This is a genomic window from Streptomyces sp. NPDC005202 (genome assembly GCF_040608235.1).
Taxonomy (GTDB): Bacteria; Actinomycetota; Actinomycetes; order Streptomycetales; family Streptomycetaceae; genus Streptomyces.
The window spans coordinates 22,274-36,587 of the sequence record NZ_JBEXHW010000004.1 but is presented as its reverse complement, the minus strand read 5'-3'; the positions used below and the strand labels follow the sequence as shown (position 1 = coordinate 36,587).

At 71.5% G+C, this 14,314-nt stretch carries 13 protein-coding genes and 4 pseudogenes; 5 read left to right on the top strand and 12 right to left on the bottom strand.

All coding sequences use genetic code 11. The annotated features are described in order from the left end of the window. The first annotated feature begins 198 nt into the window (after positions 1-198). Positions 199-858 (top strand): class I SAM-dependent methyltransferase, encoded by a 660-nt coding sequence (locus ABZV31_RS09125; RefSeq protein ID WP_355890231.1) that lies wholly within the window; start codon positions 199-201, stop codon positions 856-858. Here the strand turns inward: ABZV31_RS09125 and ABZV31_RS09120 are convergent. After that, positions 827-1,047: pseudogene (locus ABZV31_RS09120) on the bottom strand (hypothetical protein); the annotation flags it as partial. The gene ABZV31_RS09125 and the pseudogene ABZV31_RS09120 overlap by 32 nt on opposite strands. 75 nt (positions 1,048-1,122) lie before the next feature. Here ABZV31_RS09120 and ABZV31_RS09115 point away from each other — a divergent pair. Continuing rightward, a pseudogene (locus ABZV31_RS09115) lies at positions 1,123-1,362 on the top strand (DUF397 domain-containing protein). On the opposite strand, the gene ABZV31_RS09110 reads toward ABZV31_RS09115, so the two are convergent. From ABZV31_RS09110 to ABZV31_RS09095, 4 genes are all read right to left on the bottom strand, one after another. Further along, complete coding sequence (locus ABZV31_RS09110) at positions 1,363-2,568, bottom strand: cytochrome P450 (RefSeq protein WP_355890228.1); 1,206 nt, start codon at positions 2,566-2,568, stop codon at positions 1,363-1,365. 117 nt (positions 2,569-2,685) lie between these two features. After that, positions 2,686-3,645 (bottom strand): DUF1259 domain-containing protein, encoded by a 960-nt coding sequence (locus ABZV31_RS09105; protein WP_355890225.1) that lies wholly within the window; start codon positions 3,643-3,645, stop codon positions 2,686-2,688. A gap of 163 nt (positions 3,646-3,808) precedes the next feature. Beyond that, positions 3,809-5,764 (bottom strand): AMP-binding protein, encoded by a 1,956-nt coding sequence (locus tag ABZV31_RS09100; RefSeq protein ID WP_355890223.1) that lies wholly within the window; start codon positions 5,762-5,764, stop codon positions 3,809-3,811. Between the two features lie 252 nt (positions 5,765-6,016). Continuing rightward, positions 6,017-7,303, bottom strand: coding sequence for an acetyl-CoA C-acetyltransferase (locus ABZV31_RS09095; RefSeq protein WP_355890222.1), 1,287 nt, complete (start codon positions 7,301-7,303; stop codon positions 6,017-6,019). A gap of 88 nt (positions 7,304-7,391) precedes the next feature. On the opposite strand from ABZV31_RS09095, the gene ABZV31_RS09090 reads away from it, so the two are divergent. Further along, complete coding sequence (locus ABZV31_RS09090) at positions 7,392-8,693, top strand: 3-oxoacyl-ACP reductase (protein WP_355890219.1); 1,302 nt, start codon at positions 7,392-7,394, stop codon at positions 8,691-8,693. Positions 8,694-8,696: 3 nt separating this feature from the next. Then, on the top strand, positions 8,697-9,572 hold the full coding sequence (locus ABZV31_RS09085; RefSeq protein WP_355890218.1) for a MaoC/PaaZ C-terminal domain-containing protein: 876 nt from the start codon (positions 8,697-8,699) through the stop codon (positions 9,570-9,572). 28 nt (positions 9,573-9,600) lie between these two features. Here the strand turns inward: ABZV31_RS09085 and ABZV31_RS09080 are convergent, their stop codons facing one another. Together ABZV31_RS09080 and ABZV31_RS09075 are read right to left on the bottom strand one after the other, a co-directional pair. Continuing rightward, complete coding sequence (locus ABZV31_RS09080) at positions 9,601-10,305, bottom strand: TetR/AcrR family transcriptional regulator (protein ID WP_355890215.1); 705 nt, start codon at positions 10,303-10,305, stop codon at positions 9,601-9,603. A gap of 71 nt (positions 10,306-10,376) precedes the next feature. Beyond that, positions 10,377-10,676: a DUF4229 domain-containing protein gene (locus ABZV31_RS09075; RefSeq protein ID WP_355890213.1), complete on the bottom strand. Its 300-nt coding sequence runs from the start codon at positions 10,674-10,676 to the stop codon at positions 10,377-10,379. Between the two features lie 164 nt (positions 10,677-10,840). On the opposite strand from ABZV31_RS09075, the pseudogene ABZV31_RS09070 reads away from it, so the two are divergent. After that, positions 10,841-10,948 (top strand): annotated as a pseudogene (locus tag ABZV31_RS09070) (GNAT family N-acetyltransferase); the annotation flags it as partial. Here the strand turns inward: ABZV31_RS09070 and ABZV31_RS09065 are convergent. The 5 genes and pseudogenes from ABZV31_RS09065 to ABZV31_RS09045 all read right to left on the bottom strand — a co-directional run. Further along, positions 10,940-11,143: pseudogene (locus tag ABZV31_RS09065) on the bottom strand (GNAT family N-acetyltransferase); the annotation flags it as partial. The pseudogenes ABZV31_RS09070 and ABZV31_RS09065 overlap by 9 nt on opposite strands. A gap of 16 nt (positions 11,144-11,159) precedes the next feature. Next, positions 11,160-11,810 (bottom strand): UdgX family uracil-DNA binding protein, encoded by a 651-nt coding sequence (locus ABZV31_RS09060; protein WP_355890211.1) that lies wholly within the window; start codon positions 11,808-11,810, stop codon positions 11,160-11,162. 42 nt (positions 11,811-11,852) lie between these two features. Next, complete coding sequence (gene mqnE / locus ABZV31_RS09055; RefSeq protein ID WP_355890208.1) at positions 11,853-13,016, bottom strand: aminofutalosine synthase MqnE; 1,164 nt, start codon at positions 13,014-13,016, stop codon at positions 11,853-11,855. A gap of 43 nt (positions 13,017-13,059) precedes the next feature. Then, positions 13,060-13,515 (bottom strand): Lrp/AsnC family transcriptional regulator, encoded by a 456-nt coding sequence (locus ABZV31_RS09050; protein ID WP_355890205.1) that lies wholly within the window; start codon positions 13,513-13,515, stop codon positions 13,060-13,062. 120 nt (positions 13,516-13,635) lie between these two features. Next, positions 13,636-14,307, bottom strand: coding sequence for a UbiX family flavin prenyltransferase (locus tag ABZV31_RS09045; RefSeq protein ID WP_355890202.1), 672 nt, complete (start codon positions 14,305-14,307; stop codon positions 13,636-13,638). Positions 14,308-14,314 lie beyond the last annotated feature (7 nt).

Below are 14,314 nucleotides of genomic sequence, written 5' to 3'. Positions count from 1 at the left end.
CCGTCAGGGGCGGTCGGCTGTAGGCGGGCTGGCCCGTCAGGGGCGGTCGGCTGTAGGCGGGCATGGCCCGTCAGGGGCGGTCGGCTGTAGGCGGGCATGGCCCGTCAGGGGCGGTCGGCTGTAGGCGGGCTGGCCCGTCAGGGGCGGTCGGCTGTCCGTGGCCGTCGGCTGTCAGTGGCGGTCGATAGGGTCCCCGCCATGACCGACACCGACTTCCTGACCACGACCCGGCGGTTCTACGACACCGTGGTCGACGACTACGCCGACCGCTTCCGCGGCGCCCTGGCGGCGAGGCCGCTGGACCGGGCGCTGCTGGCCGGGTTCGCGGAGCTTGTCGGGAAGGGCGGTGGTCCGGTGGCCGACCTCGGCTGCGGGCCCGGGCGGGTCACGGCGTACCTGGACTCGCTGGGCCTGCCGGTCTTCGGCGTCGACCTCTCGGCGCGGATGGTCGAACTCGCCCGCCGCGAGCACCCGGGGCTGCGCTTCGAGCACGGCTCGATGCTGGCGCTGGACGTACCCGACGGCGGCCTTGCGGGCGCGGTCGCCTGGTACTCGATCATCCACACCCCGCAGGACCGACTGCCTGCCCTCTTCGCAGAGTTCGCCCGCGTCCTGGCCCCCGGCGGCCACCTCCTCCTGGCCTTCCAGGTGGGCGACGAGCCCTTGCACCTGGACCGCCCGTTCGGCCACCCGGTGTCCCTGGACTTCCACCGCCGCCGACCCGAGCGCATCGCCGAGCTGCTCGAAGCGGCCGGCCTTGATCTGCGGTCCAGAACGGTCCGCGAACCGGACACGACGACCGGGGAGTCGACACCGCAGGCGTTCCTCATCGCCCGCAAGTCTCTCCGAGCACGGTGAGGCAGTCCTGCCAGGCGGGTCCGCTCAGCAGCGGCCGGAAGCGGGTGAAGAGGGCGAGCAGGTCGGGGCCTACCTCTCGCGGAACGCGGGGTCCCGGCGGGCGAGGTCGAGTTCGTTGGCGGCGGTGAGTTCGGCGCAGTCCCGGCGCTCGCGCGCATCCGGTGTGTGGACGCGACCGGTGAAGCGGTCGTGGAGGCGGGCGGCGCCGCTGGGACGCCCTCAGCACGAGTCCCTGGACCTGATCGAGAAGATGCTGGAAGAACGATGACCATAGAGCAGTTGAGCTGGTTCAAGTCGAGCTACAGCAGCGGCGAAGGCTGCCGGGGCCCGAAGCCGCCTACAGCTGGCGAAAGTCCAGACACAGCAACGGCGAAGGCGGGCAGTGCGTCGAGGTCGCCATCTGCCCCCCACACCGTCCGCATCCGCGACTCCAAGAACCCCGCCGGCCCCCACCTCACCCTCTCTCCGTCGGCATGGTCCGCCTTCCTGGCAGGGCATCGCTGACTACCAGGCCACGGGCAGCTCGATCGGGAAGCGTCGGATCGTCTCCGTGTCCCAGCGCACCTCCTCCGGCGGTACCGCCAGCCGCAGCTCCGGGAACCGGTCCAGCAGCCGCCCGATGGCCACTTCCAGCTCCGCCATGGCCAGCGGCACGCCGATGCACCGGTGTCCGCCCCAGCCGAAGGTCATGTGCGGCACGGGGGTCCGGTCCGGGTCGATGACGTCCGGGTCCGGGTAGCGCTCCGGGTCACGGTTCGCCGTCAGATACGACACGTGGACGTAGTCACCCGCCCGGATCAGTACTCCGTCCATCTCCACGTCCTCCAGTGCCACCCGGGGAATGCCGACACCCTTGCGGAAGGGGATGACGCGGAGCAGCTCGTTCAGGACGGCCGTCAGGCTCTCCGGCCGGTTCCTGATGTGCTTCATCAGCTCGGGACGGGTCAGCAGGAGGTAGGAGATGTTGCTGATCTGGCAGGTGGCCGTGTCCTGACCGCTGAGCATCAGCGTCAGCACCATGACCGCCAGCTCCTGGTCGTCGAACGCGTCCTCGCCGTCCTTGGCGGCAGCCAATACGCTGATCAGGTCCTTCCCGGGGGAGCGCCGCCGCTGTTCGACCAGTTCGCCGAAGTACGCCCGCAGTTCGGTCTTGGCGGCCGCGGCGATCTCGCGGCCGTCCGGGCCGGTGGAGAGCAGTTGGTGCGCGTGCTGCTGCATCCGGGGCCAGTCGTCCCGGGCGATCCCGAGCACGTCGAAGATGGTGTGCTGGGGGAGCCGGTTCGACAGATGGCTTACCAGATCCGCCGGCGGCCCCTCCGCGGCCATCTCGTCGAGCAGGGTGTCCGCGAGCCGGGTGATCGTCCGTCGCATCCGGTCCACATGCCGCTGAGTGAAGGCCTGCGACGCCAGGTGGCGCAGGCGGCTGCTGTCCGGCGGATCCAACACATTGATCGACTCCGGGGAGACGATGGGCTCGGGCGTCAGCCGCGGATAGTCGAACTCCACGATCCCCGCCCGGCTGAACCGGTGATCGCTGGTCACCTGCCGTACCCCCTCGAACCCCGTGACCAGCCAGGCGTCGGCGTCGCCATACGGCAGCCGGATCCGGGTGATGGAATCGCGGGCCATGAGCTCCGCGAGCGAGGGATCGAACTCCAGGCCCTTGCTGAAGCCGAACGAACACGGGATTGCTTCGCCGCTTGAGGTCATCGGGCAGTTCTCCATTTCCAGCCGCTGTCGCTACTCCATGCATACGCCCTTTCGCGTTGCGTCGCCGCCTGGACACCGCCACATGCGGTAATGCGCCCCCTGGCGGTACGCGGCTCGTCAGCCCGAGCCGGTCGTGCCCGCCAGCGGCACGACATTGGTCGCATCCACCGCGGCGCGCAGGCCCCGGGCGAGCCGGACGGCGTCACCCACGGCCCAGAAGTGGGTGAAGAACAGGCGGGGTTCGTCCGTCAAGCCGTGGTTGTGCAGCTCGACGAGCTCGGCCCCGGCACGCCGCAGGGCCACGAGGACGTCCTGGACCTCCCCGGCGATCATGGCGTAGTCGCCGTTGATCGCGGCCCGGCCGCCACCCAGCGGCTGGAAGTTGAACGCGCTGGTCGATCCCAGGCCCGGCGGCAATACCAGGTCGCCGTCGGTGATGGTCTCGCGGCGGATGAAGGTGCTCTTGTAGATCCCGTCGTCGATCACGCCCTTGACTCCCAGCGCGGCATCGATGCCGGCGGTGTTCAGGTCGAGGGGGCGCGGCGGCACGGAAGGCTGCGGGGGCGGGGTGCCGGTACGGTCGAACGCCGCGCGCAGGCCACGGGCAATGGCCACCGGATCGTGGCCGTGCGCGTGGACGTGGATCCACCAGATGTCGGGCGTCTGGGAGAGCAGGTGCTTGTGGATCGCGGTCTGCCAGATCCCGTGCTGGTACAGGACATCGCTGAACTGCTGCAGTTCCCTCTCGGTGACCACCACATCGCCCATCAGCATCGAGCTGCCGTCGGCGTAGCGGACAAAGGACACGTGCGTCCCCAGGGCGAGCGCCGGTTTGACGATGACGCCGTGGGAGATCACCGCGAGGTCCCGGCGCGGCAGGCCCGTGTGGTACATCACATGGCGCTTCATATCGCCTGTTCGACCCAGCACGTCGGCGACGGCCGTCCAGTCCGACAGGTCGGTGAGCACTGGCTTGACCAGCGCCCGCCGCCTCTCCTTCGCCGCTCCGGTGGACAGGGCGTGAGCGGGGGTCGACGCCCCGGCCAGCATTGGCGCCATTGCGGCCGCCGCCAGCATGCGCCGCCGCGAAGTGTCCTGCTGTCGGTCCTCAGCGATCATGTAAGCCTCCTTGCCGAGATGGAAGCACGGGAGGCTGCAGACACCGGCCAACACCGCCGCCGCTTGGCGCCGACTGGGCTAAGCAGTCATCTGCGATCGGGTGAGACCGCCGGGCGCGGCCCTACTTCGCGTACAGCCCCTCCACCTGCGCCGCGAAGTCCCGCATGACCGCCGCCCGGCGCAGCTTCATCGACGGGGTCAGGTGGCCGGCCTCTTCCGTGAAGTCCACGGGGAGGACGGCGAAGCGGCGGATCGACTCCGGGCGGGAGACCAGCTGGTTCGCCTCGTCCACGGCTCGCTGCAGGACCGCCGTCAACTCGGGGTCGTCGACGAGGAGTTCCGGTGGGACCGGGTGCTTGCCGTTCATCTTGCGCCAGTGGGTGATGCCGTCGGGGTCGAGGGTGATCAGGGCGGTGACGTAGGGGCGGCCGTCGCCCAGGACCATGCACTGGGAGATCAGGGGGTGGGAGCGGAGCCAGTTCTCCAGGGGGGCCGGGGCCACGTTCTTGCCGCCGGCTGTGATCAGGATTTCCTTCTTGCGGCCCGTGATTGTCAGGTACCCCTCGTCGTCCAGGCGGCCGATGTCGCCCGTCGGGAACCAGCCGTCGTGCGTCGCCGGGACGACCCCGCCGGCGTTCGGGTCCCAGTAGCCGCGGAACACCTGGCCGCCGGACAGCAGTACCTCGCCGTCCGCCGCTATGCGGACCCGCGTGCCGGGGAGCGGCCGGCCCACCGTGCCCAGGCGGGGCTTCTGCGGGGGCGTGACCGTCGCCGCGCCCGTCGTCTCCGTCAGGCCGTAGCCCTCGTAGACCTCGATGCCCGCGCCCGCGTAGAAGGCAGCGAGGCGGCGGCCGAGCGGGGAGCCGCCGCAGATGACGTAACGGAGGCGGCCGCCGAGGGCCTTGCGGATGCGGCGGTAGACCAGGGCGTCGTAGAAGGCGCGTGCCGTCTTCAGGACGCGGGTCGGGCCCGGGCCCGTGCCGTGTTGGCGGGCCTCGACCGCCTCGCCGTAGCGGCGGGCGACCCCGGCCGCGCGGTCGAAGGAGGACGCCCGGCCGTTGCGCTCGGCCGTGGCGCGGGCGTTGTTGTAGATCTTCTCCAGCATGTACGGGATGGCCAGCAGGAACGTCGGCCGGAAGCTCGCCAGGTCGGCCAGCAGGTCCTCCGCCTTCAGGCTGGGCGCGTGGCCGAGCCGTACCCTCGCGCGGACGCAGGCGACCGCCACCATGCGGCCGAAGACGTGCGACAGCGGCAGAAACAGCAGCGTCGAGGGCTCGTCCGCGGTCTTCGCCTTGAAGACGGGGTGGAGGAGCTCGATCGCGTTGTCGACCTCGGCCAGGAAGTTGCCGTGCGTCAGCGCGCAGCCCTTCGGGCGGCCCGTCGTGCCCGAGGTGTAGATCAGGGTCGCCAGTGTGTCGGGGCCCAGGACGCCACGGCGTACGGCGACCTCCTGGTCCGGGACCGTCGCGCCCAGTTCCGCCAGGTGGTCGACGTGGCCGTTCTCGATGACCCACATGTGGCGCAGGCCCAGCAGACCCTCCCGCTCGGGGCCGACGGCCGCCGCCTGGGCCGCGGTCTCCGTCACCAGGGCCACCGCGCCGGAGTCCTGGAGGATCCAGCAGGTCTGGAAGACGGAGGAGGTGGGGTAGACGGGGACCGTGACCAGGCCGGCGGCCCACGCGGCGAAGTCGAGGAGCGTCCACTCGTACGTCGTACGCGCCATGATCGCGATCCGGTCGCCCGGCACCAGGCCCTCCGCGATCAGGCCCTTCGCCACGGCCTGCACCTGGTCCGCGAACTGCGCCGCCGTCACGTCCGTCCACCGGCCGTCCGCGCCCCGGCGGCTGAGCACCCGGTGCCCGGGGTCCGCGCTCGCGTTCTCGAACGGCAGGTCGGCCAGCGAGCCGTGTGTCACGGGCGGCACCAGCGGGGGCACGTACGCCTCCCGCACCTCTCCGTCCAGCCGCCGTGTCTCCGGCTCCACGAACGCCGGCCCGCTGTCGGGGTCGTAGTCGAACTCCGACGAGGGCGGCGGCACCGGTGACGACGGAGACGACGACGGGTACGAGATGGGCATGGCAGCTCCTGAGGCCTGCAGCTGTGTACTGCTCTGCTGCATGAGGTACGCGCTGTGCGTACCGGGGCGTTCACCTGCGGTGCCCGGCTTGGGCGTTACCGCCGGTTAGAACCGCGATCGTACGGCGCTCTCGTGGGGAGTTCGTGCGGGTTCGGGGATGGTCCGGAGATGGTCCGGCGCCGGGGCTGTGCAATCTTCAATTTCCGGCGCCGGCCCGGCATTGGTGTTTCCGGCGTGAGGACAGGGCTGTGCTCAGACCCGCTCCAGAATCGCCGTCACGCCCTGTCCCCCCGCCGCGCAGACGGAGATCAGCCCGCGCCCCGGGCCCTCCCGCTCGGCGAGCAGCTTGGCCAGGGTCGCCACGATCCGGGCGCCGGTCGCGGCGAAGGGGTGCCCGGTCGCCAGCGAGGAGCCGGCGACGTTCAGGCGGGCGCGGTCCACCGGGGCCAGGCCCTGCTTCTCCCAGGCCGCCAGGGTCGCCAGCACCTGGGACGCGAAGGCCTCGTGGATCTCGACGAGGTCGAAGTCCTCGATCCCCAGACCGGCGCGCTCCAGCATGCGTGGGACCGCGTAGGCCGGCGCCATCAGCAGGCCGTCCTCGCCGCCCGCCACATCGCCGTGGACGAAGTCCACGGCCGCCGTCTCGTACGCCGTCAGGTAGGCCAGCGGCTCCAGGCCGCGTTCCGCCGCCCACTCCTCGGAGGCCAGCAGTACGGTCGCGGCCCCGTCCGTCAGCGGGGTCGAGTTGCCCGCCGTCATCGTCGGGCCGGGCTGGTCGAGGCCGAACACCGGCTTCAGTCCGGCCAGTTTCTCCACCGTCGAGCCGGGGCGCAGGTTCTGGTCGCGGGCGAGGCCTCGGAAGGGGACCACCAGGTCCTGGAAGAAGCCCCGTTCGTAGGCCGCCGCCAGCCGCTGGTGGCTGGTCGCCGCCAGTTCGTCCTGCGCCTCGCGGGTGATGCCCCAGGCGCGGGCGGTGACGGCCGCGTGCTCGCCCATCGACAGGCCGGTGCGCGGCTCGGCGTTGCGGGGGATGTCGGGGACGAGGTGGGACGGGCGGACCTTGGCGAGCGCCTTCAGGCGGCCCGTGAGCGACTTCGCCCGCCGGGCCTCCAGCAGGATCCGGCGCAGGTCGTCGTTCACGCCGAGCGGTGCGTCGCTCGCCGTGTCCGCGCCGCCCGCGACCGCGGACTCGGTCTGGCCGAGGGCGATCTTGTTGGCGGCGGCGATGACGGCCTGCAGACCGGTGCCGCAGGCCTGCTGGATGTCGTACGCCGGTGTGCGCGCGTCCAGCTTGGAGCCGAGGACCGTCTCGCGGGCGAGGTTGAAGTCGCGGCTGTGCTTGAGGACGGCTCCGGCGACGAACTCGCCCACGGCGCCGTGCCCTTGGAGCCGGTAGCGCTCGACGAGGCCGTCCAGGGCCGCGGTGAGCATCTCCTGGTTGGACGCGGTGGCGTACGGGCCGTCGGAGCGGGCGAACGGGATGCGCGCACCGCCGATGACCGCGACCCGGCGGGCCCGAGGGGGCTCAAGGGGACTCATCTCGACCTGTTCCTCACCCGTGACGTAGGCTTACCACCGGTAACCTTACTCCAGAGTAAGCAGAAGTGAACCCGTGGGGAGATGGGACATGGCCGACCGCTATCTGAGCTTCACGAGCACCGCACCCGGCCGCTTCCTCACCCGCCGCCTCGGGCTCCCACAGCCCGCGGACCTGAACCGCTGGTCACCTCAACACCCGTCTCTCGACGGCCACTTGCTGCACCTGACGGCCGGCAAGTCCGACCTCGACCTCACCCCCGTCCTGGCCCGTACAGGGCTCACCCCCGGAGACCGGGAACCGGCCGCCGTCGTCCTCGACGCCACCGGCGTCCGGGACGTCGACACGCTCGGCGAGGTGCATGCGGCCCTCCACCCCGTCGTGCGGTCGGTCGCCACGAGCGGCCGCGTGGTCGTGCTCGGCGCTCCGCTCGACCCGGCCGACCACCACCAGTCGGCCGCCCAGCAGGCCCTCGAGGGCTTCGTGCGCTCGCTCGGCAAGGAGATCGGCCGGGGCAGGACCGTGAACCTCGTCCGGCTCACGGACGCGGCCGCCGCCGAGTCCACCCTCCGTTTCCTGCTCTCGCCCAAGTCGGCCTACGTCAGCGGCCAGGTGATCCACGTCGACGCCCACGAGGTCACCGCCCCCGACGACTGGGAGCGGCCCCTCGCCGGACGCACCGCACTGGTGACCGGCGCCGCCCGCGGCATCGGCGAGGCGGTCGCCGAGACGCTGGCAAGGGACGGCGCCCGGGTCGTCGTCCTCGACGTGCCGGCGGCCGAGGAGGACGCCCGGAAGGTCGCCGACCGGCTGGGCGGCACCGCCCTCGCCCTGGACATCACGGCCGCCGACGCGGGCGGGCGGATCGCGGCCGCGCTGCCCGACGGGCTGGACGTCCTGATCCACAACGCGGGCATCACGCGGGACCGACGGCTGGTCAACATGCCCGCCGAGCGCTGGAGTCCGGTGCTGGAGGTCAACCTGGCGAGCGTGCTGCGCACGACCGACGCCCTGCTCTCCGCCGGGACGCTGCGGCCCGGCGGCCGGATCGTGGCCACCGCGTCGATCGCGGGCCTCGCCGGGAACGCCGGCCAGACGAACTACGGCGCGAGCAAGGCGGGCATCGTCGGCCTGGTCCGCTCCCTCGCGCCCCGGGCGCTGGCCGAGCACGGGGTCACGGTCAACGCGGTCGCGCCCGGGTTCATCGAGACGAAGATGACCGCCGCCATCCCTCTCTTCATCCGTGAGGCGGGCCGCCGGATGAACTCCCTCGCCCAGGGCGGCCTGCCCGTCGACGTCGCCGAGACGACCGCCTGGCTCGCCCACCCGGCCTCCGGCGCGGTCAACGGCCAGGTCGTCCGCGTCTGCGGCCAGAGCCTGCTGGGGGCGTAGACCATGGCCCTCCTCGGCTCCGGCGACTCCGCCTCCGTCGTCCTCCCCCGCTCCCCCGCCCTGGCTCCCCTTCTCGCCCGCGGCGCCCTGCGCTCCCCCTTCAAGCGGCCCCGCCCGGACGCGCCCTTTCCCCGCACCCGGCTCGTGCTGCCCGCCGTCCGCGTGGACCTCGCGCGGCTGGCCGCCTACGAGCGGGTGTGCGGCTTCGCGACCGGCGACGACGCCCTGCCCATCACGTATCCGCACGTGCTCGGCTTCCCGCTGGCCATGAGCCTGATGAGCGGCGGGGACTTCCCGCTGCCGCTGCTCGGCCTGGTCCACACGTCGATCGGCATCACCCGGCACACGGCCCTGGCCGCGACGGGCGCCTACGAACTGAGCGTGTACGTCGCCGGGCTGGCGCCGCACCGGCGCGGGACGGAGGCCACCGTCGTCACCGAGATGCGGGCCGGCGGGGACGTCGTATGGGAGTCGACGAGCACGTATCTCGCCCGCCACCGCACCGACGGACGGGCACCCGAGGCCCGCGGAGAGCAACGGAAACCCCTGCCTGCCGTCGCCGAGTGGCAGCTCGCGGGGAACGTCGGGCGGCGGTACGGCGCCGCGTCCGGGGACCGCAACCCCATCCACCTCTCCCCGCTCACCGCCCGCCTGTTCGGCTTCCCCCGGGCCATCGCGCACGGCATGTGGACCGTGGCCCGCTGCCTCGCCGCACACGGCGCTCCCCAGGCCGCCCTCGTCCGGGCCGAGTTCAGGGCCCCCGTGCTGCTGCCAGGCACGGTCACCTACGCGACGGACGGCATCGGCCGCTTCGAACTGCGCGACGCCCGAGGGGACCGGGTCCACCTGGTGGGCGAAGTGCTGCCGCTGCTCACGTGAGAGCTGGGCCCCGTCCGGCGGCCAGGCCCTAGCTCTCCGGTTCGGGTTCGCAGGGGTGCGGAAGGGACCAGGGCCGGCCCTCCATGAGGTCGCCCAGGCCCGCCCAGGCGAAGTTCATCAGGGTCGCCGCGGCCTGGCGGGCCGTGACGCCCGGGGTGGCGTTGGCCCAGGCGGCGAGGGACTCGGCGGCACCGACGAGGGCCTCGGCGAGGCCGGCGACCTCGTGCTCCGGCAGGTCGTGGTCGCGGCGGCCCCGCGAGCTCTCGGCTTCACTCGAGCAGCGGGAACCCCCGTCCCGCGCGGCGACGGCGATCAGCTGCGTGACGAACGCGACGAGTTCCGTCCGCATCGCGGCGATCTCGGCCGCGAACGGCTCTCCGTGCGTACGGGCCTGGAGGTGCAGCACCGTCCAGCCGTCCGGGTGTTGCGCGGTGTGCGTGAAGAACGCCAGCAGCCCTTCCCAGAGTTGGCGGTCGGCGGGCAGGCCGGGGCGGACGCCGGCGCGGACGGCCTGCGTGAGCGCGGTGGCCTCGCGGCGGATGCAGGCGGTGAAGAGGTCTTCCTTCGAGTTGAGGTACAGGTAGACCAACGGCTTGGAGACACCTGCGAGTTCGGCGATCTCGTCCATCGACGCGGCCATGTAGCCCCGTTGGCCGAAGATCTGTACGGCGGCATCGAGCATCTGCTGCTCACGGACCGCCCTTGGCATCCGCTTGGTCTTCACGGCACCCATGGGGCAAGCCTACGGTTCGGGTACCGGCGGTTGGCCGGCTGCCCGCAGCCGGGCAGGGCAGACAGGCCGAATCAGGACGTCTGGCCCTGTGCCCGTGCCGCGTCGTCGGCCACGTCCTCCTGGCTGCGGTTGGCCTCGATGTTCGCCTTCATGCGGTCGACCCTCCGGGCGACCTGCACGGACGCCCGGTCCCGCTCCTTGCGGAGCACGACGAAGCTGATCGGGGCCGAGATCACCAGGGCGAGCAGGACGATCCACAGGCCGTTGGAGTCACCGAGGCCGCGCGGGGCGATGCCGGAGTAGACGAGGCCCCAGACGACCACGAGGCAGCCCACGAAGATCCCGAGGCGCATCAGCGTGTAGCGGAGCATCTCAATCCACTCTTCCGTTCCGTGGGGGTCCCCCTGTTCGAGCCAAGCCGCGAACTTGGGGAGTTCCCAAAAGGGACACCGTCCAGTGAAGCACGCCGGGCACCCGATCTTGCAGGGGGGTACGACCGGGCTCACGTCAGCGGCAGCAGCATGAAGACGTCTGCGGGCTCGGCCTGGAGCGGTTCTACGCCTCCTGCGGTTACAAGGAGGTCGGCCGGGTACCCGGCGCGATCCGGGTCGGGCCGGGCGACGACCGGGACGTTTTCGTCGTGGCCGACCAGGAGCCTGGCGCGGCCCTCCGCCATCGCCACGAAGTGCTTCACCAGCTCCGGCCGTATCGTCTCCCGCGACACCGGCGCCACGAAGCCGACCGCCCCACCCGCGTTCGTCACGTCGGTCCACAGGTCGAGGATCCCGTCACGGAGGGCGGGGTTCACGGAGGGGTCGAGCGTGAAGGTAAGGGGCATGGGCCGGTTGTATCTATTACGACAGTGCCCTCGCCGCCACCTTCAGGTCCGACACCAGACCCCGGTACGCCCCCTCCCGGTCGTCCGCCCGCAGCACGGACGACGGATGCACGGTCGGCACGAGCCGTTCCGGCCGCCCGTGGATCTCCTGCTCCAGCACCGTGCCGCGTACCTGTGTGACCCGGAACGACGAGCCGAGCAGCGCCTTGCCGACCGTCGCGCCCAGGATCACGATCAGCTCGGGTTCGACGAGGGCCAGCTCGGCCGCCAGCCAGGGCCCGCACGCGCTCATCTCCCGCAGGGTCGGCGCCTTGTGGATCCGGCGCTTGCCGGGCTCGGCCCGGGTGAACTTGAAGTGCTTGACCGCGTTGGTGACGTACGCCGCGCCGGGGTCGATGCCCGCCTCGGCCAGCGCCCGGTCCAGCAGCTTCCCGGCCGGCCCGACGAACGGCCGGCCCTGCCGGTCCTCCTGGTCCCCGGGCTGCTCGCCGACCAGCATGACCCGCGCGTCCTCCGCCCCAGCCCCGAACACGGTCTGCGTGGCGTCCCGGTGCAGCGGGCAGCCCCGGCAGCCGACGGCGGCCCTGCGCAGGTCGGCCAGGTCCGGGTGCTCGGGAACGAAGGGCTCAGCGGTGTAGTCGTCCTCGGGCGCCTTCGTGGTGGCCATACCGGGCGGGTACCCGCCCGGCCGCCGGCCTCACGGTCGCACTCACACCCGCATCGGCTGCGGCGACTCCCGGCGCAGCGGGTCCGGGCCGTCGTACTCCCGGATGATCTCGTAGCGGGTGTTCCGCTCCACCGGGCGGAAGCCCGCGTCGCGGATCAGTTCCAGCAGGTCCTCGCGGGTCAGCTTGTTCGGGGTGCCGAAGTTGTCCGCGTCGTGCGTGATCTTGTACTCGACGACCGAGCCGTCCATGTCGTCGGCGCCGTGCTGGAGCGCCAGCTGGGCGGTCTGCACGCCGTGCATGACCCAGAACACCTTGACGTGCTGGATGTTGTCGAAGAGCAGGCGCGAGGCCGCGAAGGTCTTCAGGGCCTCCGCCCCCGTCGCCATCTGCGTCCGCGCCTGGAGGCGGTTGCGGACCTTGCCGTCCTTCACGTCGACGAAGTCGTGCTGGTAGCGCAGCGGGATGAAGACCTGGAAGCCGCCGGTCTCGTCCTGCAGCTCACGCAGGCGCAGCACGTGGTCGACGCGGTGGCGGGGCTCCTCGATGTGGCCGTACAACATGGTGCACGGGGTCTTCAGGCCCTTCTCGTGCGCCAGGCGGTGGATGCGCGACCAGTCCTCCCAGTGCGTCCGGTGGTCGACGATGTGCTGGCGGACCTCCCAGTCGAAGATCTCCGCGCCGCCGCCGGTCAGCGACTCGAGCCCCGCGTCGATCAGCTCGTCGAGGATCTCGGAGGCGCTCAGCCCCGAGATCGTCTCGAAGTGGTGGATCTCCGTCGCCGTGAAGGCCTTCAGGGAGACGTTCGGCAGGGCCTTCTTCAGCTCCCGCAGCGAGCGCGGGTAGTACCGCCAGGGCAGGTTCGGGTGCAGGCCGTTGACGATGTGCAGTTCGGTGAGGTTCTCCGACTCCATCGCCTTGGCGAGCTTGACCGCCTCCTCGATGCGCATCGTGTACGCGTCTTTCTCGCCCGGCTTGCGCTGGAATGAGCAGTAGGCGCAGGACGCGGTGCACACGTTCGTCATGTTGAGGTGGCGGTTGACGTTGAAGTGGACCACGTCACCGTTCTTGCGGGTGCGCACCTCGTGCGCGAGGCCGCCGAGCCACGCCAGGTCGTCCGACTCGTACAGCGCGATGCCGTCCTCGCGGGTCAGCCGCTCACCGGAGCGGACCTTCTCCTCCAGCTCGCGCTTGAGCCCGACGTCCATACCTGTTGCCTCCCTCTCCGGACAAACCACGCCCACCGTACGCCTACACCTCTTCCGGCAACTCACCCACCCGGTTCTCCCACTTCGTGGACAGCACGATCGTGGTACGGGTCCGGGAGACGCCCTTCGTCCCGGACAGCCGCCGGATGATCCTCTCCAGGCCGTCGACGTCCGTCGAGCGCACCTTGAGCATGAAGGAGTCGTCACCCGCGATGAACCAGCAGTCCTCGATCTCCGGCAGGTCCTTCAGCCGGCGCGCCACGTCCTCGTGGTCGGCGGCGTCGGAGAGCGAGATGCCGATCAGGGCGGTGACGCCGAGGCCGAGCGAGGCGGCGTTCACGGTGGCCCGGTAGCCGGTGATGACGCCGGCCGCCTCCAGCCGGTTGATGCGGTCGGTGACGCTCGGTCCCGACAGGCCGACGAGGCGCCCCAACTCCGCGTAGGAGGCCCGGCCGTTCTCCCTCAGGGCCTGGATGAGCTGCCTGTCCACCGCGTCCATGCGATCGAAGCCTTCCGCTGAAGAGATCCGATGAGAGATCTGCAGAGTTACTGAAGTGGTGTTCCTGAAGTGTGGTGTTCCTGAAGTGTGGTGTGGAGTGCCGTTGGTACTGCCTGATGCTCACGCGGGCCGGGAGCCGCCCAGTTCGCCCGCCCAGCGGCGGTAGAGCCGGTGCGTCACGCCCACCGCGTCGAGAACCCGCCCGGCGACGAAGTCCACCAGGTGCTGGATGTGCGTCGCCCCGGCGTAGAACGCCGGCGAGGCGGGCATTACGGTCGCGCCCGCGTCGTCCAGTGCCACCAGATGCCGCAGCGTCTGCCCATTCAGCGGGGTCTCCCGCACGGCCACGACCAGCGGCCGGCCCTCCTTGAGGGTCACGCTCGCCGCCCGCTGCAGCAGGTCCTTCGACAGCCCGAGCGCGACCCCCGCCACGCACGCCGTCGAGGCGGGCACGATCAGCATGCCCTTCGCCGGGTACGACCCCGAGGACGGCCCGGCCGCCAGGTCGCCGGCACTCCAGTGCCGTACCTGCGTGACGTCCACGGCGAAGGTCCCGGGCTTGCCGTCGGCGCCCATCGACAGCCATTCCCGCAGGTCGTCCTGCCAGTGGGCGTCCCGGAAGGAGATGCCGGTCTCGTCGAGCAGGGTGAGCCGCGAGGCCCGGCTGACCACCAGGTCGACGCTCTCCCCCGCGTCGAGGAGCGCGCGCAGCACCGCGGCCGCGTAGTGCGTGCCGGACGCTCCAGACACCCCCACGATCCAAGGCGTGCGCTGCGTTTGTCCTGGCTTCATGGTGTCG